This is a genomic window from Glutamicibacter sp. JL.03c, from assembly GCF_025854375.1.
GTDB lineage: Bacteria > Actinomycetota > Actinomycetes > Actinomycetales > Micrococcaceae > Glutamicibacter.
In genome coordinates, this window is the sequence record NZ_CP107575.1 from 2,014,615 (window position 1) to 2,036,846 (window position 22,232).

Here is a 22,232-nt window from a genome sequence, read left to right on the forward strand (position 1 = left end):
CCTCAGCTGTCGAGGCCGGCTGCGATCTGCTCGTTGATTTGTTGAATCAGCGGCACTACGCGGGCCAGGGCCTGCTGTTCTGTTTCGCTGAACGCATCCATGCCGCCCAGCAACACGTCGATGGCTCGCTGGCGGTAGCCGCGGATCTCGTTTCGGCCCGCCTCGGTCAGGCTGACCAGGCTCGCTCTGCCATCCTTGGGGTCTGGCTGCCGCTGCACCATGCCGTCATTTTCCAGACGGATAATCAGTCCGGTCATCGTCGGCTGGGCGACTCGCTGCTCAATCGCGAGGTCGCCCACGCGCTGCGCTCCCAACCGGTCCAGCGACGAAAGCACCCGCCACGCGGTGACGGAGCGACCCTGTCCAGCGGCCTGACCCAACAGGCGGGACATGGTTCCCGAAGCAAGCGCCAAGTCGGTGGCTACGGTGCCTGCGTCTAGCGGTACATCGCTCATAAGTTTTCCCCCAAGAGAAGATCCCTGCATTGGAAACTGGCCAGAGAAAACCCGCCGACTGGCCTGTGCAGACCAACCGGCGGGCTTTTCCGACGCTTAGATGTCGTCGCTTGAGGCCTTGCCAGAAGCGGAGGTCATGGACTCGGCTTCTGCGCTGGCTGCGGCGCGCTTGCCCCATGGAGTCCACAGGGACAGCACCGTGGCTACGACGATGGCGCCCAGGATCACCAGCAGGGACAGTCCCACAGAGATGTCCAGCCATGCGTAGTGCAGTGGCTCGCCGCCGTTGATGAATGGCAGGTTGTTTTCATGCAACGCGTGGAAGACCAGCTTGACGCCGATGAAGGCCAGAATGAAGCTCAGTGCGTGCTTCAGGAAGACCAGTCGGTTCATCAGGCCGCCGAGCAGGAAGTACAGCTGGCGCAGGCCCATCAAGGCGAAGATGTTTGCAGTGAAGACGATGAAGGCCGACTTGGTCAGGCCGAAGATCGCCGGAATCGAGTCGAAGGCGAACAGCAAGTCGGTCATGCCGATGGTCACGAAGACCAGGACCATCGGGGTGAACAGCTTTTTGCCATCGACCACGGTGCGCAGCTTGGCCCCGTCGAAGTCCTTGGAGATCGGCAGCTTGCTGGTCAACTTCTTGACCACGCCGCTTTCCTCGTCCTCGTCCTCATCCTTGAGCTGGTTCCAAGCGGTCCACAGCAGGAAGGCACCGAAGATGTAGAAGACCCACGACCACTGCTCGATGATGGCGGCGCCGAGCACAATGAAGATCGCGCGCAAAATCAGCGCGATGATAATGCCGAACATCAGCACTTCCTGCTGGTACTTCCGTGGTACCGAGAAGCGCGCCATGATGATGATGAAGACGAACAGGTTGTCTACGGACAACGCGTATTCGGTGATCCAGCCAGCGTAGAACTCCTGGCCGAGCTGCGGGCCAGACTGGGTCCAGATGACCGCGCCGAAAATCAGTGCCAGTGCGATGTAAATGCCGACAAAGATGCCAGCTTCCTTCATGGAAGGGATATGCGGACGCTTGGTGACGTACAACAAGTCCGCAATGAGAACCGCGCACAGAACGATCAGCGCGATGATCTCGAATTGAATGGTTAACCCATGAGTGCCCACGGACGAGCGACCTTTCGTTGGAGGGTATGGAAAATCGCCGCAAGTCTCTCCGCCGTCGCGCTGGCCTTAGAATCACTTCAATAGCCTGCATGGTGATCGGCTGCTGCGCCCGGCGAATCGCCATTGATCCGCGTGTTGACGTTCACAGCATTGGGATACTCCCCTACGTCCAAGCATTAAGTGTAGCGCACAGCATCTGCACAGGCTTCCCCCGAGGCAACCCTGAGGCCTCCCGATACGCCGCTAGGCGTGCCCGGCGGCCTTCATCTGGCGTAACTCCTTCTTCAATTCCGACACCTCGTCACGGATGCGGGCGGCGAGCTCAAACTGCAGTTCGGCCGCCGCGGCATGCATCTGCCCGGTCATCTCCTCGATCTGCGACAGCAGGTCCTCGGCCGGTGCCGCAGCCAGGCCATCTTTGCGTACGCCCGAGGACGCTCTGGTGCGCTTCGCGTCCTTGGCCAGCCGGTTGTTGTTCAGCAGCTCCTGCGTGTCGGCATCCTCGCGCGCCAGCTGGTCGGTTATATCGGCGATCTTCTTGCGCAGCGGCATAGGGTCGATGCCGTGCTCCTTGTTATGCGCTTCCTGGATCGCGCGGCGGCGGTTCGTCTCCTCGATGGCCTGGTCCATGGCGTCGGTGATCTTGTCGGCGTACATGATCACCTGGCCCGACACATTACGCGCGGCGCGGCCGATGGTCTGGATCAGCGAGGTGGCCGAACGCAAGAAGCCCTGCTTGTCCGCGTCGAGAATGGCCACCAGCGACACCTCGGGCAGATCCAAGCCCTCACGCAGCAGGTTGATGCCCACCAGCACATCAAAGGATCCCATGCGCAGCTCGCGCAGCAGCTCCACACGGCGGATGGTATCCACGTCCGAGTGCAGGTACTGCACGCGCACCTGATGCTCGGTGAGGTAGTCGGTCAGGTCCTCGGCCATGCGCTTGGTCAGCGTGGTGACCAGGACGCGCTCATCACGGTCCACGCGCGTGCGGATCTCGTCCAGCAGGTCGTCAATCTGGCCCTTGGTGGGCTTGACGAGGATCTCCGGATCGATCAAGCCGGTCGGGCGGATGATCTGCTCCACGAACCCATCGGACTTGCCCAGCTCGTACTTGCCGGGGGTAGCCGAAAGGTAGACCGTCTGGCCGATGCGCTCCAAGAACTCATCCCACTTCAGCGGGCGGTTGTCCATGGCGCTGGGCAGACGGAAACCGTGCTCCACCAGTGTGCGCTTGCGCGACATATCTCCCTCATACATGGCGCCGATCTGCGGCACGGTCACGTGCGACTCATCGATCACGAGCAGGAAATCATCGGGGAAGTAATCCAGCAGGCAGTGCGGGGCGGATCCGGCATCCCGGCCGTCGATGTGGCGCGAGTAGTTCTCGATGCCGTTGCAGAAGCCCATCTGCTCCATCATTTCGAGGTCATAGGTGGTGCGCATGCGCAGCCGCTGGGCTTCGACCAGCTTGTTCTGGGATTCGAGTTCCTTCAACCGCACCGCCAGCTCGTCCTCGATGCGCTTGATGGCCTTGCCCATGCGTTCAGCACCGGCCACATAGTGGCTGGCCGGGAAGATGTACATTTCGGTTTCTTCGCGGATCACCTCGCCGGTGACCGGGTGCAGGGTGTAGATGGCTTCGACTTCGTCGCCGAAGAACTCGATGCGCACTGCCTGCTCTTCGTACATCGGGATGATCTCCACGGTGTCTCCGCGCACGCGGAAGGTGCCGCGGTGGAAGTCCATGTCATTGCGGGTGTACTGCATGGCCACAAACTGGCGCAGCATGGCATCGCGGTTCAGTTCCTCGCCGGCGCGTACGGTGACCATGCCGGCGACATATTCCTCCGGGGTGCCCAAGCCGTAGATGCACGATACCGTGGCAACCACGATGGTATCTCGCCGGGTCAGCAGGGAGTTGGTGGCCGAGTGGCGCAGCCGTTCGACTTCCTCGTTGATCGAGGAGTCCTTCTCGATGAAGGTATCAGTCTGCGGGACGTAGGCCTCGGGCTGGTAGTAGTCGTAATAGGAAACGAAGTACTCTACCGCGTTATTGGGCATCAGCTCGCGGAACTCATTGGCCAGCTGGGCGGCCAGCGTCTTGTTCTGCACCAGCACCAGGGTGGGACGCTGCACCTGCTCCACCAGCCACGCGGTAGTGGCGGATTTGCCGGTACCGGTGGCACCGAGCAGCACAATGTCTTTTTCACCGTTGTTGATCCGCTCGGTCAGCTGCTTGATGGCCTGCGGCTGGTCGCCGGCTGGCTCGTATTCGCTGATGACTTCAAACGGGGCGACAACGCGCTTAATCGGCTGGGCAAGACTCATGCATCCAGCATATCCACTTGCCCCGACCGTTTGCCTCCCGCCCTAGCCGGCTATCAGCTTAAAGCGTCCAAAAGCTACTTGCGCATGCCGTATCGGATCGCATTGCGCCTGACCGTGCGCTGGATGCTGCTGCCGAAGAAGCCCACGGTCATGACGGTCGCGGTGATGATCCCCAGCAACGCCAGCCACCCGGAAATGTAGACCACCGGCGAATACGGCCCCTGTTCCCGGCTGACGAATTCGGCACGCCCGCCGAAGCCGAGCCAGAGCACCAGTGCGAGGGCGAACGCGGCGAGCGTCGTCCATTTGCATACCTTGTACACTTATTCTCCTGCCGCCTTCGTTAACTGCTGATAGAGGGCGGCCACGCGCCCCTGCAAATCTTCAAGCGTGCCAGAATTCTCCAGCACATGATCTGCCACCGCCATCCGCTGCTCATCGGTCGCCTGGGCGGCCATCCGGGAGCGGGCATCCTCCACGCTCCATCCGCGATCCTCGACCATCCGGCGGATGCGTTCGCCTGGCGGCGCTTGCACGACGATCACTGCGTCGAAGTTCTCGGCCTGCCCGGATTCAACCAGCAGCGGGATATCTTCGACCACCAGGGCGTCGGCGGGGGCCTTCTCGCGCAGCTCCCTGGCCGCCTGGCGCACCAGCGGATGCACAATCGCGTTGAGCTTGAGCCGCTGCGGCTCCTCGGAAAAGACGATGGCACCAAGTGCCTTGCGGTCCAGGGAACCATCGGGAAGCAGGATTCCGGGGCCAAACGTGTCCTTGATCGCAGCCAATCCCGGCGTCCCGGCGGCCACGACATCGCGCGCCAAGGCATCGGCATCGATCACCACCGCTCCGAGGTCGGCAAATTTAGCGGCCACCGCAGATTTTCCCGAGGCCACTCCCCCGGTCAGTCCCACATGCTTCATGCGTCCACCCTATAAACTATTAGCGATGAACACCAACGAATCGGTCGCGACCAGCTATACCACCTTGCATGGCCACAGCGTGCACGAGCTGGAATTCAAGCGCTCGCGCTTCATCACTTACCTCTATCGGGTCGAAACCGAAGTTCAGGCGCGCAACCACATCGCGGCCCTGCGCAAATCGCACTTCGATGCGCGGCACCATTGCACCGCTTTCATCCTCGGCCCCGACCGCACGACCCAGCGCTCCAACGACGACGGCGAGCCATCAGGCACCGCGGGCATCCCGATGCTTGACGCCCTGGCCAAACGCGAACTGCCCGATGGCACGCAGCTCTCGGACATCCTCGCGGTGGTGGTCCGGTACTTCGGCGGCATCAAGCTCGGTGCCGGAGGGCTGGTCCGCGCCTATTCCGAAGCGGTCTCCACCGCCTTGGATCACACCACCCTCCTGCCCCGCCAGCGGCTGCGGATCTTCACCCTTCCCGCCGCCCACGCCAGCGCCGCGCGCTATGAGAACGAGCTGCGCGCCGCCGGCTACCAGGTCGAACCCACACAGTGGCAGGCCGAATCCGCTCTGGTGCACATCGGCGTCCCCGATACGCCAGAAGCCGCCGAAGAATTGCACGCCCACGTCGCCACGCTCACCGCGGGCGCCGGACAACTGACCGCCGCCGAGACCCGATGGGTTGATCTGATTTGAATCCCGCGCCCGAAAATACCGCCGATCTGGCGGCGCTGCTGAGCGGACTGCGCCGCTGGCCTGACGTTCAAGCGCCCAACCTCTACGCCGCCGATGCCGCCGACCGGTTGATCCTGGACACCGCGGCCACGGCCCTGGCCAGCACCGGCTGGCCCTCTAGTGTGGCCATCGTCGGCGATCATTACGGCGCCCTGGCACTCGGGGCCCTGGCCTTGGGCAGCACCACGGTGCGCGTGCACACCGACTCGCTGACCGCCCGCCGGGCGATCGAGGCCAACCTGCGCCAGCTGCTGCCTGAACGCGCTGAACAGGTCCGCTTCCTCCCGCTGGCTGATGTGGCCGATCAGAGTGCCACGATCCTGCTGGCGCTGCCGCGCGGACTGGATGTGCTTGACGAACAGCTCGCCGCGATCACCGCCACCTGCTCCCCCGAGGCCAAGGTCTTCGCCGGCGGCCGCATCAAGCATATGAGCCGCTCGATGAATGAGGTGCTCGCCAGCCGTTTCACCCGTGTGGATGTGTCCCTGGCCCGGCAGAAGGCCCGCGTCCTCACCGCCACCGTGCCACGGCCCAAACAACCCGCCAGCAGCTTGCCCGCCACTGCAACCCACCGGGTCAACGGGACCGGTTTCACCCTGCAGGCCGGGGCGGCCACCTTCGGCGCGGCGCGCCTGGATCCGGGCACCAGGCTGCTCCTGGGGCATCTGCCGGACCTGTCCGCCCACGCCTCCCTCGTGGATCTGGCCTGTGGAAATGGCTCCATCGGCATCTACGCCGCCCTCACCCACCCGCAGCTGCAGGTGGTCGCGTCCGATCACTCGGCCTCCGCCGTGGCATCCACCCTGGCGGCGGCGCACCTGAACTCTGTGGCCGATCGAATCACCGCCACCCAAGATGACGCGCTCAGCCGGCTGCCCGATGCTTCAGCCACTCTCGTCACCCTGAACCCGCCCTTCCACATCGGCAATACGGTGACCGCCGACATCGCCTTCAAGCTCATCGACGACGCGGCCCGCGTCCTGGCCCCCGGTGGCACATTGTTATGCGTGTTCAACTCGCATCTGCGTTACCGCTCGGAGCTGTCCCGCCGCGTCGGGCCGACTTCCCAGCTGGCCCGGGACAAGACCTTCACCGTGACCAGTTCGATCAAGGCCGCCTGAGGCTTTTTCCACATCTCGCGCCCGCCCGTCCCGGACCGGGACCCGCCATCGCATTCTTGGTCCATGAGCGATTCGATCGGCCGGGCCATTGCCAGCCTCACCTACGCGATCCAGGACAACCCGGTGCTCACTGCCGAGGACGCCCTGCAGATCGCCACGCTCATTCCGACCCTGCACCAGAGCATCGCCCCAGATTCCGTTGCAGGGTCGGATCCCCAATCCGCCGCGCAGCAGGATCCGCGCTTCGCCATCGCACTGGCCAGCAGCGCCGAAGCCGCCGCCCATGAGGCCCTGCGCACCCAAACCCTTGCCACCCATCTGGTCGAATCCACGGCGGCTCACACGCTGACCTCCGACGAGTTGGAGGCGGTCCGCTCGGGAACCATTGATTTCACCCGCGAGGCCCATCGAAGCGGACAGCGCCCCGGATTCCGCAACAGCACTGACCTGCTCGCTTCCTGGTTGCGCCTGGAGAATTTCGAGGCTAAACGGCGCATAGCTTCAGCGCATCATGTCTTTGCGCAATTCGATTACCAGCACCAGCAGTTCCCGGCGCAGTTTCCGCTGATGGCACAGCGGTTCCAGGATGCGTCCCGCCCCGCCCGCTGAAGCCTTATCCGCCGCCCGCCGGCTCAGTTCGCTTGAACGGCAACGCGGCGAATTCGACGCACCAACAACTTCCACGATCCGCACCGAGGACGGCGAGCTGCTTGAATCGCTCGTGGATCTGGAGATGGACGAACCCGATACCACGACCCGCCGCAGGAGGATCAACGGCATCCTCAAAACCGCCCGAGAGCGGCAATCGGAAGAAGAACCCGAAGCGCAGGAAGGCGTCTTCCGCAAAGGCAAGCGCCGCGGTTTGGTCTTCTATGAGATTGCCCTGCGCCCCTTGCGATCCGAGCTCTTCGAATCTGCGCTGGCCCAAAGCGATAATCCCCGATCCCAGGCAGGCCAGGCAGCCCGCGAGGCGTTCTCCGAGGATGCCGGACAGGACGCCGGCTCCACCAGCGGCCATCCGGATTTCGTCACCGATGAAGAGGCCACATCCAGCGAAGCAGAAGAACCTGCCCCGATCACTCCTGCCGCGCGCCGGCTCAACGCCCTGATGCTATTGCTCGGGCTCAACGCCAAGAGCATCAAGCGTCTGCTGGATCGGCATCGGGACCCAGCGCCCGGTTCCGATCCTCCGCCGTCAGAAGGCGAGGATCCGGATTTGCCAGTGATCGCTCCTCAGGTGGTGGTCACGTTGACGCTGGACGAACTGGAAGGCCGGGCGAAGACCCATGGAATCACCGCACATGGATTCAGCCTTGGCCCCACCGAGTTGCGACAGGCCCTGGCCAAAGCCAAGATCATTCCAATGGTGCTAGGTGGCAAGGGCGAAATCCTGGACATCGGGCGAAGCCAACGCAGGCATCCCCGCTACATGCGGCTCGGGATATCGGTACGCGATGGCGGATGCATTGTTCCGGGATGCACAATGGACCCAGAACGATGCAATATCCATCACATCAAGTTCTGGTCCGAGGGCGGAGTCACGGCAGTCTACTGGAGCGCCATGCTTTGCGACACCCATCATCATGACGTGCATGCCGGGTTGATTAAGGTCATCCCCGATGGCGGTGTCCCGAAGGTGATCCTTCCACGCTTCATGGACCCCATGCAGACCCCGGTACGCAACCGATACAACCTCATGCAGGCTGCCTAGATTCCGGATCCTCAGGCCAAGAATGGTCGCGCGCCGGCAACTCGCACGGCTTCAGCGTTGATTCCCAGCGTACGCAGGTTGATGCGGTCGATTTCCGGGCTGCCGGCCTCGTCGAGCGTTTCCGGCACAATCGTGTTACCGGCCGGATTAACCACTTTTAGCTCGCGCTTGGTGCGGCTCAACGGTTCGCGAGCAGCAAGCGGAGCATAGTATTCGCTGGCCAGTTGGCCACCGCCGTATGACCATGGCGAACGCACGGCCACCGGGCGGGAGCCCCAGCCGGTGAGCCCGACAATGTTCATGCGCAACTGCTGTCCCTTCAGGATTCTTCCGGTGAGGCGGTCACCATAAACCCAAGGCTGGTCGGCAATCTGCAAGAATTCGCTGTGGCTGAGCTCATTGACCGCGTCAATACCATGTTCCCGGCAGAAGTCGGATGCAAAAATGAACCTCGGATCCACGAATTCCTTCTTGCTCTCGTTTTTCTCGGCGTCCCGGCAACTGCATTTCAAGGTCTCCTGCTCGATGAGGATCGCCTGTCCCAACGCCCGCAGCCCGGTCGGGCCGATCTGCACGTCCGCGGGAATCTCCAACGCGAAAATCCCAACTGATCGACTGCTGATCCAGCGCAGGGTGCTGAGGATGAAGCAGAGCGCCAGCAATACCAGCGCTGCAATCAAATCGAATCGGTACCCAGCATCAAGATCGGCCAAGGAATGGACCTCGGTACTGAAGTATTGCCACACCAGCCGGAGGGCCGGATAGGCCAGCGCTCCCAATGCCAGACTCCACATTGCGGGAGGCAGATATTTGGTGATGCCGAACGAACGCGTCTGTTGAGGTTCCACCGCGAGCGTCCCGGTGGCTTCTCTGCGCCAGCTACGCAGCAGAGCGCGAAATCTCGCGTCGCTGCACGCAACAAGGACTGCGAGCACGACGTAGTAAGCCAGCGCAAACATCACCATTGCTTGAATACCATCGTGGCTGGACTGCCAAGAGGCGATCGCGCCGGTGAGCGCCAGGCCCAACCACGGCGCTTGCCTGCCGCTACCAGCAACTACGGCCAGCACGAACGCTACCATCGAGAAAGAGATCAAATCCCATAGCGTACCGCCCGCAGCTGCCAGCACGCCGAGTTGTCCATGCTGAATTAGCAACAAGATCGCCATAGGGAGCCACACGCAGATGGCGAGCCAGAAATCCGGGAAGGTGCGAGGTACCGCAGCCCACTCTTCGCGCGTCACCTGACGCAAGGCCATCAGCTTTCGGGCCCCCTCACCTGCTCTAGTGCTGGCCGTTTCGCGACTTCCGGTCCACATAATTAGACTCCCGCCACCCTTTTATGCAGTTCATTCGTATGGTTTTAGTCTATCTGTGGCAGGTTTTCGAGTCCGTCCTCCCTGGGAGCTATTCCAATCCACTGCGCGTCAGCAGAAGTAGTGACATCGGACTTCAGGGAATACCACGGGTGCGAGCTTAAACCGCAAAGGCCCAACCCTTGCGGGTTGGACCTTTGTGAATCAGCTAAGGCTAATCAGGATTTCTGCACGAGGCAGCATCCTAAATTAGTTGCCGGTCAGCTTCTCGCGCAGTGCTGCAAGAGCTTCGTCGGAAGCCAGAGTACCTGCATCGGTGGCTGGAGCCTCCGAGGAGTACGAAGCTGGTGCTGGCTCGTTGGCACCGGCGGCAGCAGCAGGCTCTGCTTCTGCGTCGGCTACGATTGCTGCAGCAACCTGCTTCTTGTGTGCTTCCCAACGCTCCTGAGCAGCGGCGTACTGTGCTTCCCATGCTGCGCGCTGGGTGTCGAAGCCCTCGAGCCATTCGTTCGACTCTGGGTCGAAGCCCTCTGGGTACTTGTAGTTGCCGGCCTCGTCGTACTCTGCAGCCATGCCGTAGAGTGCTGGGTCGAACTCGGTGCCCTCTGGGTCGACGCCTTCATTAGCCTGCTTGAGCGACAGCGAGATGCGGCGGCGCTCCAGATCGATGTCGATAACCTTGACGAACAGCTCGTCGCCAACGGAGACAACCTGCTCAGCCAGTTCAACGTGGCGAACTGCAAGCTCGGAGATGTGAACCAGGCCTTCGATGCCGTCTTCGACGCGCACGAACGCACCGAATGGAACCAGCTTGGTAACCTTGCCCGGTACAACCTGACCCAGTGCGTGGGTGCGGGCGAAAGTCTGCCAAGGATCTTCCTGGGTAGCCTTCAGCGACAGGGAAACGCGCTCGCGGTCCAGATCGACTTCGAGAACCTCTACGGTTACTTCCTGGCCAACCTCGACAACCTCGGATGGGTGGTCGATGTGCTTCCAGGACAGCTCCGAAACGTGCACCAGGCCGTCTACGCCGCCCAGGTCCACGAAGGCACCGAAGTTGACGATGGAGGAAACAACGCCCGGACGAACCTGGCCCTTTTCCAGCTTGTTGAGGAAGGTCGAGCGAACCTCGGACTGGGTCTGCTCCAGCCATGCACGGCGGGACAGCACAACGTTGTTGCGGTTCTTGTCCAGCTCGATGATCTTGGCTTCGATTTCCTGGCCGATGTATGGAGCCAGGTCGCGCACACGGCGCATCTCGACGAGCGATGCTGGCAGGAAGCCACGCAGGCCGATGTCCAGGATGAGGCCACCCTTGACAACCTCGATGACGGTACCGGTAACGACGCCGTCCTCTTCCTTGATCTTTTCGATGTCGCCCCAAGCACGCTCGTACTGAGCACGCTTCTTGGACAGGATCAGGCGGCCTTCCTTGTCTTCCTTGGTCAGAACCAAGGCTTCGACGCTGTCGCCAACGGTGACAACTTCACCTGGGTCAACGTCGTGCTTGATGGAAAGCTCGCGGGAAGGGATGACACCTTCGGTCTTGTAACCGATGTCGAGCAGAACTTCGTCGTGGTCAACCTTGACGACGGTGCCTTCGACGAGGTCACCATCGTTGAAGTACTTGATGGTGGCATCGACTGCGGCCAAGAAGTCCTCAGCAGATCCAATGTCGTTGATTGCGACGACTGGTGCGCTGTTGTTCTCGTTCGAGGTGATGGTCATGTAGTAGGGACTCCGATGTGGATAGATTTGGTCAGTCGAAACCCCGGAAGTCCCGGAATTTCGAGCGGGTATAACTTATAGGCGGCCACAACTGGTGCCATGGCACGCTGTACAAGTCTACGCGTATACCAGAGTGCGGGTCAAAGCGTAACCCACTAACATCCACGTCAGCATTTTGTGAACTTCGTCATAACAAGCAGTTGAAGCGGCCCCTGCCGCTAGAAGCCGTGCGGCGTGAATCCCTCGCGGGGCGCGTTGAACAAATCCATCCAGTTTCCCGGCTGTCCCCCGTTTTCCAGTACGGCGCGGCCCGAATCCAGCAATTGCCCCAATTGCACGGACCCCAGGTACAGCCCCGCAAGTTCGCGCTCCGACAGAGACACTCGGGGCAGGCCGGCTGGAGCATGCCCTTCTTCGATTCGGCTGACCGCGGCATGGGAATCGGACACGTCGAAGAGGTAGCTTCCGGAAATCATCTCCAGCCGATCGCTCACGCTCAACACCAGTTGCGCCTCATGCTGGTAGCCGCGAGCTTCGAAGGCGGCAACTACGTCGAGAACGCGCAGCCACAGGACATCGTCTATGGAACGCACGTGGTAGTCGCGAACGTTTTCCAGCACATGGCGCAGCGGGTCCCCCACCGGGCCTTGACCGTGCACTTCCTCCACCAGGTCATGGTTGCCCAGGTACTCGAAGAGCTTGATGCGGGCGGCCTCGCTGGTAGCCACCAGTTTTTGCACGACCAGTTTTGCCTTGGGCTCATCCCATCCGCCGAACTTGTACGTGGCGAAGCCGCCGAGCTGGCCGTCGCCGTCGTAGTAGGCGGCAAAGCGCAGGTTCTTCGGCTTGCCCAGGCTCTCCCAGGTGTCCCAGCGTCCCAAGGCGAAGCCGTCATCGTACTCGGTGCTGTCCACGGAGCCGAAGGTCTGCTGCAGCGCATTCACTGACAGGGTCGCGTACTGGGCCTCGAACTGCTTCGGATCGACATCGACCACCTGGCCGGGCACCTGCACGCGCAGCTTGACCCCCTGGGCGCACTTGAGCGTGAACCGGGCTTGGTAGGTGGCCGGCTCGAAGCCGAACCGCCCGTAAATGGTCGCCTCCGACGCGGTCAACGCCGCCATCGGCAATCCTGTCTGCTGGGCATGGGCGAGGTCGGCGGTGATCTGCTTGGACAGGATGCCGCGCCGCCGATAGCTAGGAGCGACTGTGACGGCAGAAATCTTGTGCGTTGGAACGGGCGCCTTGCCCCCGGCGTTGATCAGCCCCGGGAACGCCCCATAGGTGTGCACCGGGTCGGCGGCATGGCGCGAGTGGGGTTCCGCGGCGGTGTCGAACACCAGTGAAAAGCGCATCTTTTGGGCATAGGTCAAGTCCAAGTAGTTCGACCACTGCTTCTCTTCCGGCAGCGGCTCATAGAAGCCGATCCCGGTGGCCTGGTGGAAAATCTTGATCGCTTCGTCGATTTCGGGGCTGCGTTCGGTGGCCTGGTACGTCCGGGTTTCCAGTTTCGGCTCGCGCTCTGGTCTCATCTTGCTCCTTGGCAGGGGAATCGGCTGTTCACAGTCTACGTGCAGCTTCGCGCTGAGCAAGGGGCGCAGTCACCAGGCTCCGGAGAGGGTGATGAACCGGAGTCCGCACTCCAGGGCCGGTCACAGCCCGAGCGCCATGCCTTTGGCCGTGCCGGAAGCCGGCTGATTGAAGTGCCCGATGCCTACGTCCCCGGCACCCTGCTGGCGGACCTGGGCGGCCACGGTCTGCGCGCCGAAGGTCGCTCCGACATCCAGATTGACGGTGAAATTCATCGGAACCACGCCCAGCCCCCGGCTCATCGCCGCACCGGCTTAGTCCATGTGCGCGGTACCGGAACGGAAGAATTTCGCGACGATGCCGAACTTGTCGGCCAGGTACCGATGGTTTCCCATCACCTCGTCGTAGGCCTGGCCAATCGAACCCGTGCCGCCGATGCCGTCGGCTGACTGCCCCAAGGTGGCCAGCGGGGCATGGCTGGTTCCGTGGTTGGCGATCTCGAACAACTTCTCGTCGACCAGCTCAGCCAGCAGAAGCGCATTGGCGCGAGCCCAGCGTTGGTTGACGAACAATGTCGCGGGCACTTTCCTGGCACGCAATGCGTCCGGCAGCGCTTCATCCACCCCGGAGCCCTTCGGTCCCCCACAGGCATCGAAGGTCAACACCGCGGCGCCATCGGCCCGCGGCAATCGAAGCTCGATGCCTGGGATATCCAGCCCGAACTGGCCCGCCGGAACGCCTTCGAACTGCGCCACGGCCTGGCTCCGGCTCAAGTACACCGCTTGGGGCCTGGTCGAAGCCAGTGGCGGTGCAGCCGTGGCGGGCACGGGGCCGGCCGGCGCCGACGCTGCCGCTGAGCCGGCTCCGCCCGCCGGGTCGCCTGCGCCCCCAGGCCCAGGCTGCCGGCTTTCAGCACCCGACGGCGCGTGTAGTGCTCCATGTTCTTTTCTTTCATCAAACCCGCGTGATCATGCGGCAAGGGCAGGTTCACCTCTCGATGTTCCTGCCCTTGCCGATTGCTGTGCCTAGTGCGCGGCGTCGTGCCAAGTCCGGCCGATGCCCGGCTGGACATCCAGTGGAACCAGCAGGTCCGCGGCCTGTCCCATTTCGCGGGTCACCAATTCCTGCACCTGCTCCAGTTCACCGGCGGCAACTTCCAGAATCAATTCGTCATGGACCTGCAACAGCATGCGGGACTTGTACTGGCCTGCGGCCAACCCTTCAGCGATCTTGAGCATGGCGACCTTGACCAGGTCTGCCGCTGACCCCTGGATCGGAGCATTCAGCGCAGCCCGTTCTGCGATATCGCGAAGCCGCCGGTCCGAGCTATTGAGCTCTGGCAGGTAGCGGCGGCGGCCGAAGATGGTTTCGGTGTAGCCATCCTTGCGGGCCTTCTCGACCACCGAGCGCAGGTATGTGCGCACCGCACCGAAACGATCGAAGTAGTCCTTCATCAGTTTGCGGGCTTCGTCCACGCCGATCTTCAGCTGCTTGGACAGGCCGAAGCTGCTCAGTCCGTAGGCCAAGCCGTAGCTCATGGCCTTGACCTTGGAACGCATTTCCGAAGTGACCTCTTCCGGGGTCACGTTGAACACGTGTGAACCGACATAGCGGTGCAGGTCTTCGCCGTTCTGGTAGGCCTCGATCAGCCCTTCGTCCTCAGACAAGTGCGCCATGATGCGCATTTCGATCTGCGAGTAGTCCACGGTCAGCAGGGCTTCGTAGCCTTCGCCCACCATGAACACATCGCGGATCCGGCGCCCCTCTTCGGAGCGCACCGGGATGTTCTGCAAGTTCGGGTTCAAGCTGGAAAGCCGGCCTGTCGCCGCGACAGTCTGGGCATAGGTCGTATGAATGCGCCCGTCCGAGTGAGTGGCCTTGAGCAAGCCGTCCACGGTCTGGCGCAGCTTGATGGCATCTCGGTAGGCCATCAGGGCCACCAGGAACGGGTGCCCGGTCTTGACCAGAAGATCCTGCAATGATTCGGCATCGGTAGTGAAGCCGGTCTTGATCTTCTTGGTTCGCGGCAGATCCAATTCCTCGAACAGCACGACCTGCAGCTGCTTGGGGCTGGACAGATTAACCTCGTGTCCGATCGCGGCGAACGCGTCGTTGGTCGCCTGATCCACTTGGGTCGTGAAATGTGCGCGCAACTCGTTCAACCGGTCCACATCCACTGCAACGCCGGCGCGTTCCATGTCGAAAAGCACCGGAATCAGTGGCAGCTCCATTTGCGCGGCCAGCTCATCGGCATGTTTTTCGGCGAGCTTGGTAGCGAGGAAGGCAGAGAGATCGTGGATCGCCTGGGCCTGGGCCAATGTCGGCTCGGCTAGATCCGAGGTCAGGCCAAGGTCCAGTTCGCCCTTTTTTGCCTCGTGCACGGGCACGGCGTACTTCAGGTGATACTGCACCACATCCACCAGGTCGTGGCTGCGCCGATCCGGCTGGATCAAGTACGCGCTGATGAGCGTATCGTCCTTGATTCCGGCAACCGGCAGCCCTCGTTCGATCAACAGGTGCATCGCGGCTTTGGCGTCGTGGAAGATCTTCGGCGCGTTCTCATCAGCCAGGAATCCGGCCAGCACGCTTTCGGTGGCTTCATCCAGTTCAGCCAATTCGAGCCAGGCAGCCTGTGCGCCTTGGAAAAGCGCCAGCCCCGCTGCTTCCCCGTCGATGACGGCCGGCTGCACGGCGATCGGCGCACCTTTGCCCGCGTCGAAAAAGCTCTGCAAGGCGTCGGCATTCTCGGTGACTACGCGGGTGAAAGCCGCGACCTCGGGTGCCGCTTCCTCTTCCTGGGCAGCGAAGAGGTCAAAGAGTCGCTTGCGCAGCGTATTGAACTCCAGTGCATCGAACAGGTTCTCGATTTCCTCGCGATTCGGCGCCTCAAGCTCCATGTCTTCCAGGGTCACCGGCAGCTCAAGATCGTGCTTGAGCTGGTTGAGGCGGCGATTGCGGGTCACGTTGTCCACGTGTTCGCGCAGGGCTTCGCCGACCTTGCCCTTGATGGCATCAATATTTTCCAGGATGCCGGCCAGATCGCCGTAGAGGTTGATCCATTTGGCGGCCGTCTTCGGGCCAACCCCTGGCACGCCGGGCAGGTTATCCGCGGTCTCGCCGACCAGGGCGGCCAAGTCCGAGTAGCGTTCTGGTCGGACGAAGTATTTCGCTTCCACGGCCGCCGCATCCATCGGCGGAATGTCGCTGATGCCCTTCTTCGGGTACAGAACCAGGGTCTTTTCGGTGATCAGCTGGAAGGCGTCTCGGTCGCCGGAAACCACTAGGACATCGAATCCCGCCTCTTCGCCCTTGGTGGCCAGCGTGGCGAGGATGTCATCAGCCTCAAAGCTCTCCAAGGTGATCGCAGGAATGTTCATCGCCTTCATGACTTCTTGGATGAGGTCGATCTGCCCGTAGAACTCTTCCGGGGTCTTGTTTCGACCGCCCTTGTATTCGGTGTACTCCAACGAGCGGAAGGTCGGGGTGTCCAAGTCGAAGGCCACAGCCACGTGTGTAGGCTTCTGCTGGCGGATCATGGTCAGCAGCATCGACACAAAACCATGCACGGCGTTGGTGTGCTGTCCAGTGCTCGTTGCGAAGTTTTCCGCCGGCAAGGCGTAGAACGCGCGGAACGCCATGGAATGTCCGTCGATAATCAGCAGTCTCTTGTCCGACGTGGGTGTCGGTTTGGTAGTTTCGCTCACACCTGAAAGCCTAGTTGCCATGAACGACAATTTCACTACTCAACCCACGCAATCTTCGGCACATCCCTTCGCCGACCAGCTGACCCGGCACGGCATTCCGGAGTCCATGTGGCCTTATCTCATCCAGAACGGCGTTGGGGAGCTGGTGGAAAAAATGCAGATCGTCTTCACCGAGTTCAGCACGCAGCGGCTTTGCGCGATGATGCCGGTGGCGGGAAACACCCAGGTCTACGGCATTCTGCACGGCGGCGCCTCGGCAGCATTGGCCGAAACGCTAGGCTCCATGGCCGCTGCCCTGCACGGGGCTGGCACCTCGCAGCCGGTGGGCGTGGATTTGAACATCACCCACCACAAGGCAGGCCGATCCGGAATGGTCACGGCCCAGTGCACCCCGATCCACCTGGGTGCCCGCAGCACCAGCCACGAGATCGTCATCAGCAACGATGCCGGCCAGCGGCTGGCCACCGCGCGGATCACTAATATGCTCTTGCCGCTGGAGCGCAAGCCATAAGGCAGAGGGAGCTCAGCCGATCGAGTAGCGCGTGATGAAGGTGTCGTCGCCAAGGCCGGTGATTTCCAGCGACGATAGCTGCGCGCTGATGCCGTGGCCAAAAATGCTGGTTCTCTCGCCCAACACCACCGGGACGGTCACGATGAGCACTTCATCAAGCAGGTTAGCCTGCACGAATCCTCCGGCCACATCAGCACCGCCGGCGACCCACACATCCCCGGCGCCCGCGCTGCGCGCAATGTCCCGGCTCCAGAATCCGATTTCGCCGCGGATGAAGGTCAAGTCGGCCTGGGGCAGTGTCGGCAGCTCGTGATGGGTGAAAACCCACACGGGCTTGTGGCCGAACATCCACTGCATGCGTCCTTCGGCGACTTCACGGGCAATACCGGCGTAGGTTTTGCCTCCGATCACGACCGCTCCGACCTTCTCGAAGAACTGCTCGAAATGTTCCTTCACGCCGGGTTGCTGAGCGAACGTGGTGAACCAATGTGCGTCTTTGCTGCCGTCGGCGATAAAGCCGTCAACGGAGGCACCCACGTAGTACTTGAAGCTTGTCATGGCTCCAGTCTAGGGGTGCCCCCGTTGAAGGCAATATTAAGTTCTGTGCACCTGCCAGATCCTGGTTGCCCTGGATCCACGTGGCGCTAGTGGCTAGAGGAGAAGCCCAAAATCGCTTCGCTCAGCTGTGGCACGATCAGCACGACGCCGAAAGCGACGATCAATCCGGCAACCGTAAAGCAGGCGTAGGCTCCGGTCTTGCTCAGGCTGGTGCTCTTGCCGTCGTCCTTGGCTACAGCAAGCAAGCGCACGCCGAACGAATATGCAGCGACGATCAGCATTGCCGAAACCCATGTGACAATGGCAACGATCCCAAAGGCGGCCCAGTCGATCATGAGTTATCAGCTTCCTTCTGCGCTGCAGCGAGCTTGGCCTGCTGCGCTTCCGCCTTTGCCTTGGCCCGACGCTGCTTCTTGGTCAAGATGTTGACCGCGGCTCCGGAGTTGTCGATGTCGGACATGGTTGCTTCTGCGCCATGTGGCTGCTTGCGCGAGACGAACCATATCGTCAGCATGGCCGCCAGGCCCAGAACGGCGACGATCACCACGCCAACGTTGCCCAGGTGGGTGATCCAGGCAGCCACGCCTCCGACGATCGCGGCGGCCGGCAAGGTGAAGAGCCAGCCCAGGGCGATACGCCCGGCGGTCCCCCAGCGGACTTCGCCACCCTTGCGGCCCAGTCCCGAACCGATAACCGAACCGGAAGCGACCTGAGTGGTCGACAGCGCGAAGCCCAGGTGGGAGGAGGCCAGGATCGCCGAAGCGGTGGAGACCTCTGCGGCGAAGCCCTGCGCAGGCTTCACATCGGTCAGGCCCGACCCCATGGTCTGGATGATGCGCCAGCCGCCGGTGTAGGTGCCCAAGGCGATCGCGAAGGCACAGGCGGCGACGACCCACAGGTGCACGCCGGAATTGGAATCCTGCAAGCCCGATGCGACCAAGGTCAACGTGATGATGCCCATGGTCTTCTGCGCGTCATTGGTGCCGTGCGACAACGCGACGAGCGAAGAGGAGAAGATCTGGCCGTAGCGGAAGCCGCCGCGCTTGGGCGAGGCGCCGCTTTGGCGCTTGGTGATGGCGTACGCCAGCTTGGTGCTCAGGTATGCCGAGACGCCGGCGATCACCGGCGCACAGATCGCCGGCAGCAAGACCTTGGAGAGCAGAACACCGTAGTTCACCGAAGCGAAGCCGGCGCCGACTATGGCGGCGCCGACTAGGCCGCCGAAGAGCGCGTGCGAGGAGCTTGAAGGAAGTCCCAGCAGCCAGGTCAGCAGATTCCAGATCACCGCGCCCATGAGTCCGGCGAAAATCATGGCCGGGCCGATGGCTACGCCGGTGGATGGGTCTTCGTTGATGATGCCGCCAGAAATGGTCTTCGCTACCTCGGTCGAGAGGAAAGCGCCGACGAGGTTCAGAATTGCGGCGAGGGCAACTGCCTTCTTAGGGGTGATTGCACCGGTTGCGATCGGGGTGGCCATCGCATTGGCCGTGTCATGAAAACCGTTGGTGAAGTCGAAAAACAACGCCAAGGCGATGACTAGGACGACGATCAGCGTCAAATCCATGTAGTACCAGCCTGAGGGGTCGAACGGCAAGGGGAAGTGTGCGGGCTTCGAATAAGTTCCCCTGCGGAAGTCAGTGTCATGCAGGACTTGGTTCCAAGCGCAGTTTCAATCTTAGGCGTACTGAGCGGTTCGTCAATCTAGGCCGTCAACTAACAACTGGCTAATTTCGGATTAACTTTGGACTTTCAGCAGGCCTGAAGCCCAGTGGCCGGTGCCCCGCACTGTGAGGACATGGAAAATGTGCGTCAAAACATAAGGTGTCCTAACGCACATCTTCATCGACAGGCTATGAGCTGCAGGCTCCTACTTAACCTGGTCGACCACGGTTTCCGCTACTTGGCGCATGCTCAGGCGGCGATCCATGGAGGTCTTCTGGATCCAGCGGAAGGCTTCCGGCTCGGTCAAGCCCATTTTGGTGATGAGCAGGCTCTTGGCGCGATCAACCAATTTGCGGGTCTCGAACTGCTCGGCGAGGTTGCTGACTTCTTCTTCCAGGGCGCGCAGCTCGTCATTGCGTGAAATGGCGATCTCGATGGCCGGAGTCAGATCAGCCGGGGTGAAGGGTTTCACCACATACGCCATGGCGCCTGCCTCGCGGGCACGCTCCACCAGTTCCTTCTGGCTGAAGGCGGTCAGCAGCACGACCGGGGCGATCTTCTCCTTGACGATTGCTTCGGCGGCGGTAATGCCATCCATCACCGGCATCTTCACGTCCATGAGCACCAGGTCCGGCTTCAGCTCGCGAGCCTTCTCCAATGCGCTCTGTCCGTTATCGGCCTCGGCGACCACCTCGTAGCCTTCGGAGCGAAGGATTTCGACGATATCCAGGCGGATAAGAGTTTCATCCTCGGCAACGAGAACACGACGCGGTGTGGACTGCACCTCGGATGGAATTCGGGTGATTTCGGGTAGTTCGCTCATTGGCGCCTTCCTCCATGGTCAAAAATCCTGTCCGTGCGCTGGACAGCAGATAAATGGTTTCCGATAGCGAAGCCACGTTGCCTCGGTTTCACATACAAGCCTACTTGCATGTACTCTAGTTCAGGCGAAGACGCGAGGATCCGGATTAGGAAATCTGGAAAACCTCTAGTAAAGTAGTCAAAGTGCCAGCCCAAGTGGCGGAATCGGTAGACGCGCCGCACTCAAAATGCGGTATCGAAAGATGTGTGGGTTCGAGTCCCACCTTGGGCACAATAAAGAAACCGTTGGATCGGAGATTTTCTCTGGTCCAACGGTTTTTTCATGCCCGGAATCAGCATGGCTGTGACAGAGTCCACAGCAACGGCCCTCATGCCCCGGCCTGCAAAAAATTCCGCTGCCCGACACCAGGTAGTGTCGGGCAGCGGAACTTTTAAGGTATCAGCGTAATAGCCGAAGGCTACAGAGATTCAGGAGTCGAAACATTCTCCGCCGCCCATGGGCCGACCTTTTCACGGGCAGGCATTGGCTTTCCGTCAACCAGCTGGCCAGCATCGGCCAGATCGCCGATCTTGTGCACGCGCAGCGAGTTGGTGGAACCGGCCTGCCCTGGAGGGGAACCGGCGGCAATGCACACCAGGTCGTTGATGTCGGCCAGGCCTTCGGAGAGCAGAGCCTCGTCCACCTGGGCGGTCATCTTATCGGTGTGGTCCGCGTAAGCCACCAGGCGAGCCTGGATGCCCCACATCAGGGTCATGATGTTGTAGGTCTGCTGCAGCGGGGTGAAGGCCAGGACCGGCTTCTTCGGGCGCAAGCGCGAAAGTCGACGAGCCGAGTCGCCGGACTGGGTGAAGGCCACAATGTACTTCGCATCAAGCTGATCGGAGATCTCCACAGCGGCACGGGTGATCGCGCCACCGCGGGTTTTGGGCTTGGAGCCCAGACGCGGGATACGGTCCAGGCCGTGCTCCTCGGTGGAGGAGATGATGCGGGACATGGTCTCCACGGTCTGCACCGGGTAGGCACCCACCGAGGTCTCCCCCGACAGCATGACCGCGTCCGCGCCGTCAAGCACGGCGTTGGCGCAGTCCGACGCCTCAGCGCGGGTCGGAGTTGGCGACTCGATCATCGATTCGAGCACCTGGGTGGCGACGATGACCGGCTTCGCCCAACGGCGGGCCAGCTCAACGGCGCGCTTCTGCACCACAGGAACCTCTTCCAGCGGCAATTCCACGCCGAGGTCGCCACGGGCCACCATGATGGCATCGAACGCGTTGATGATCTCTTCGAGCGCAGCCACTGCCTGCGGCTTCTCGATCTTGGCGATCACCGGTACGCGGCGGCCTTCTTCGTCCATGATCTCGTGCACCCGCGAAATGTCTTCGGCGTTGCGCACGAAGGACAGTGCGACCATGTCGACGCCGGCACGCAGAGCCCAGCGCAGGTCGTCTTCGTCCTTCTCGCTCAATGCAGGAACGTTCACGGCCACGCCTGGCAGGTTGATGCCCTTGTTATTGGACACCTCGCCACCGACAACGACCTCGGAGCGCACCGAGGTCGCGTCAACCTCAACAGCCTTGAGCTTGACCTTGCCATCGTTGACCAGCAGGAAATCCCCTGGCTTCACATCGTGAGGCAGGCCCTTGAAGGTGGTCGAGCACAGGTTGCGAGTGCCCTCGACGTCATCGATGGTGATGGTGAATTCTTCGCCAGCTTCGAGGATGTACTTGGCGTTGTCCTTGAAACGGCCCAAACGGATCTTTGGACCCTGCAGGTCAGCGAAGATGCCTACCGCACGGCCGATTTCCGCCGCTGCGTTGCGCACATTCGCCAGCGATTGCGCGTGCATGGAGTGGTCTCCATGGCTCATGTTCAAACGGGCTACGTCTACTCCCGCCCTTAGTACCGCTACAGTGTTTTCATAGCTCGCCAGGGCTGGACCCCAGGTTGCCACAATCTTTGCGCGTCTCATTCCGTCAGCCAAATGCC

General features: G+C 61.7%; 21 protein-coding genes and 1 tRNA gene. 6 read left to right on the top strand and 16 right to left on the bottom strand.

Features of this window, described 5'->3' with window-relative positions; genetic code table 11:
- Positions 1 to 2: 2 nt before the first annotated feature.
- From OF385_RS09275 to coaE, 5 genes are all read right to left on the bottom strand, one after another.
- On the bottom strand, positions 3 to 455 hold the full coding sequence (locus OF385_RS09275) for a MarR family winged helix-turn-helix transcriptional regulator (protein WP_264275135.1): 453 nt from the start codon (positions 453 to 455) through the stop codon (positions 3 to 5).
- Between the two features lie 96 nt (positions 456 to 551).
- Positions 552 to 1,589 (bottom strand): TerC/Alx family metal homeostasis membrane protein, encoded by a 1,038-nt coding sequence (locus OF385_RS09280; RefSeq protein WP_264275136.1) that lies wholly within the window; start codon positions 1,587 to 1,589, stop codon positions 552 to 554.
- A gap of 243 nt (positions 1,590 to 1,832) precedes the next feature.
- Complete coding sequence (gene uvrB, locus OF385_RS09285) at positions 1,833 to 3,920, bottom strand: excinuclease ABC subunit UvrB (RefSeq protein WP_264275137.1); 2,088 nt, start codon at positions 3,918 to 3,920, stop codon at positions 1,833 to 1,835.
- Positions 3,921 to 3,994: 74 nt separating this feature from the next.
- A complete protein-coding gene (locus tag OF385_RS09290) occupies positions 3,995 to 4,243 on the bottom strand; it encodes a hypothetical protein (protein ID WP_264275138.1) in 249 nt (82 codons plus the stop codon).
- On the bottom strand, positions 4,244 to 4,843 hold the full coding sequence (gene coaE / locus OF385_RS09295) for a dephospho-CoA kinase (RefSeq protein WP_264275139.1): 600 nt from the start codon (positions 4,841 to 4,843) through the stop codon (positions 4,244 to 4,246).
- A 25-nt stretch (positions 4,844 to 4,868) separates the two neighbouring features.
- Between coaE and OF385_RS09300 the strand changes: the two genes are divergently transcribed.
- The 4 genes from OF385_RS09300 to OF385_RS09315 all read left to right on the top strand — a co-directional run bounded on the left by OF385_RS09300 (position 4,869) and on the right by OF385_RS09315 (position 8,414).
- A complete protein-coding gene (locus tag OF385_RS09300; protein ID WP_264275140.1) occupies positions 4,869 to 5,543 on the top strand; it encodes an IMPACT family protein in 675 nt (224 codons plus the stop codon).
- A complete protein-coding gene (locus tag OF385_RS09305; RefSeq protein ID WP_264275141.1) occupies positions 5,540 to 6,703 on the top strand; it encodes a class I SAM-dependent methyltransferase in 1,164 nt (387 codons plus the stop codon). The genes OF385_RS09300 and OF385_RS09305 overlap by 4 nt, the downstream gene beginning before the upstream one ends.
- A gap of 63 nt (positions 6,704 to 6,766) precedes the next feature.
- Entirely contained in the window at positions 6,767 to 7,312 is a 546-nt protein-coding gene (locus OF385_RS09310) for a hypothetical protein (RefSeq protein WP_264275142.1), read from the top strand.
- Positions 7,290 to 8,414: an HNH endonuclease signature motif containing protein gene (locus tag OF385_RS09315; RefSeq protein WP_264275143.1), complete on the top strand. Its 1,125-nt coding sequence runs from the start codon at positions 7,290 to 7,292 to the stop codon at positions 8,412 to 8,414. Before OF385_RS09310 ends, OF385_RS09315 begins: the two co-directional genes overlap by 23 nt.
- Before the next feature lie 11 nt (positions 8,415 to 8,425).
- Here OF385_RS09315 and OF385_RS09320 read toward each other — a convergent pair whose 3' ends face one another.
- The 6 genes from OF385_RS09320 to polA form a co-directional block, all read right to left on the bottom strand.
- Positions 8,426 to 9,673: a hypothetical protein gene (locus OF385_RS09320; RefSeq protein WP_264275144.1), complete on the bottom strand. Its 1,248-nt coding sequence runs from the start codon at positions 9,671 to 9,673 to the stop codon at positions 8,426 to 8,428.
- Between the two features lie 306 nt (positions 9,674 to 9,979).
- The gene (rpsA, locus tag OF385_RS09325) at positions 9,980 to 11,458 is read right to left on the bottom strand and encodes a 30S ribosomal protein S1 (RefSeq protein WP_264275145.1); all 1,479 of its coding nucleotides are present in this window, start codon (positions 11,456 to 11,458) and stop codon (positions 9,980 to 9,982) included.
- 218 nt (positions 11,459 to 11,676) lie between these two features.
- Complete coding sequence (locus OF385_RS09330; RefSeq protein WP_264275146.1) at positions 11,677 to 12,990, bottom strand: GNAT family N-acetyltransferase; 1,314 nt, start codon at positions 12,988 to 12,990, stop codon at positions 11,677 to 11,679.
- 120 nt (positions 12,991 to 13,110) lie between these two features.
- Positions 13,111 to 13,290 (bottom strand): hypothetical protein, encoded by a 180-nt coding sequence (locus tag OF385_RS09335; protein ID WP_264275147.1) that lies wholly within the window; start codon positions 13,288 to 13,290, stop codon positions 13,111 to 13,113.
- Positions 13,291 to 13,302: 12 nt separating this feature from the next.
- Positions 13,303 to 13,761 (bottom strand): polysaccharide deacetylase family protein, encoded by a 459-nt coding sequence (locus tag OF385_RS09340; protein ID WP_264275148.1) that lies wholly within the window; start codon positions 13,759 to 13,761, stop codon positions 13,303 to 13,305.
- Between the two features lie 252 nt (positions 13,762 to 14,013).
- Positions 14,014 to 16,626: a DNA polymerase I gene (gene polA / locus OF385_RS09345; protein WP_264277889.1), complete on the bottom strand. Its 2,613-nt coding sequence runs from the start codon at positions 16,624 to 16,626 to the stop codon at positions 14,014 to 14,016.
- 85 nt (positions 16,627 to 16,711) lie between these two features.
- On the opposite strand from polA, the gene OF385_RS09350 reads away from it, so the two are divergent.
- Complete coding sequence (locus OF385_RS09350) at positions 16,712 to 17,203, top strand: hotdog fold thioesterase (protein WP_264275149.1); 492 nt, start codon at positions 16,712 to 16,714, stop codon at positions 17,201 to 17,203.
- A 12-nt stretch (positions 17,204 to 17,215) separates the two neighbouring features.
- Here the strand turns inward: OF385_RS09350 and OF385_RS09355 are convergent, their stop codons facing one another.
- The 4 genes from OF385_RS09355 to OF385_RS09370 form a co-directional block, all read right to left on the bottom strand.
- Positions 17,216 to 17,761, bottom strand: a complete 546-nt coding sequence (locus OF385_RS09355; RefSeq protein ID WP_264275150.1) for a dihydrofolate reductase family protein — start codon at positions 17,759 to 17,761, stop codon at positions 17,216 to 17,218.
- A gap of 86 nt (positions 17,762 to 17,847) precedes the next feature.
- Positions 17,848 to 18,096: a hypothetical protein gene (locus OF385_RS09360; RefSeq protein WP_264275151.1), complete on the bottom strand. Its 249-nt coding sequence runs from the start codon at positions 18,094 to 18,096 to the stop codon at positions 17,848 to 17,850.
- Complete coding sequence (locus tag OF385_RS09365) at positions 18,093 to 19,325, bottom strand: inorganic phosphate transporter (protein ID WP_264275152.1); 1,233 nt, start codon at positions 19,323 to 19,325, stop codon at positions 18,093 to 18,095. The genes OF385_RS09360 and OF385_RS09365 overlap by 4 nt, the downstream gene beginning before the upstream one ends.
- A 303-nt stretch (positions 19,326 to 19,628) precedes the next feature.
- A complete protein-coding gene (locus OF385_RS09370; RefSeq protein WP_255164500.1) occupies positions 19,629 to 20,246 on the bottom strand; it encodes an ANTAR domain-containing response regulator in 618 nt (205 codons plus the stop codon).
- Between the two features lie 188 nt (positions 20,247 to 20,434).
- On the opposite strand from OF385_RS09370, the gene OF385_RS09375 reads away from it, so the two are divergent.
- Positions 20,435 to 20,516: transfer RNA gene (locus tag OF385_RS09375), tRNA-Leu, on the top strand.
- 187 nt (positions 20,517 to 20,703) lie between these two features.
- Here the strand turns inward: OF385_RS09375 and pyk are convergent.
- The gene (gene pyk, locus OF385_RS09380) at positions 20,704 to 22,215 is read right to left on the bottom strand and encodes a pyruvate kinase (protein ID WP_264275153.1); all 1,512 of its coding nucleotides are present in this window, start codon (positions 22,213 to 22,215) and stop codon (positions 20,704 to 20,706) included.
- Between the last annotated feature and the right edge of the window lie 17 nt (positions 22,216 to 22,232).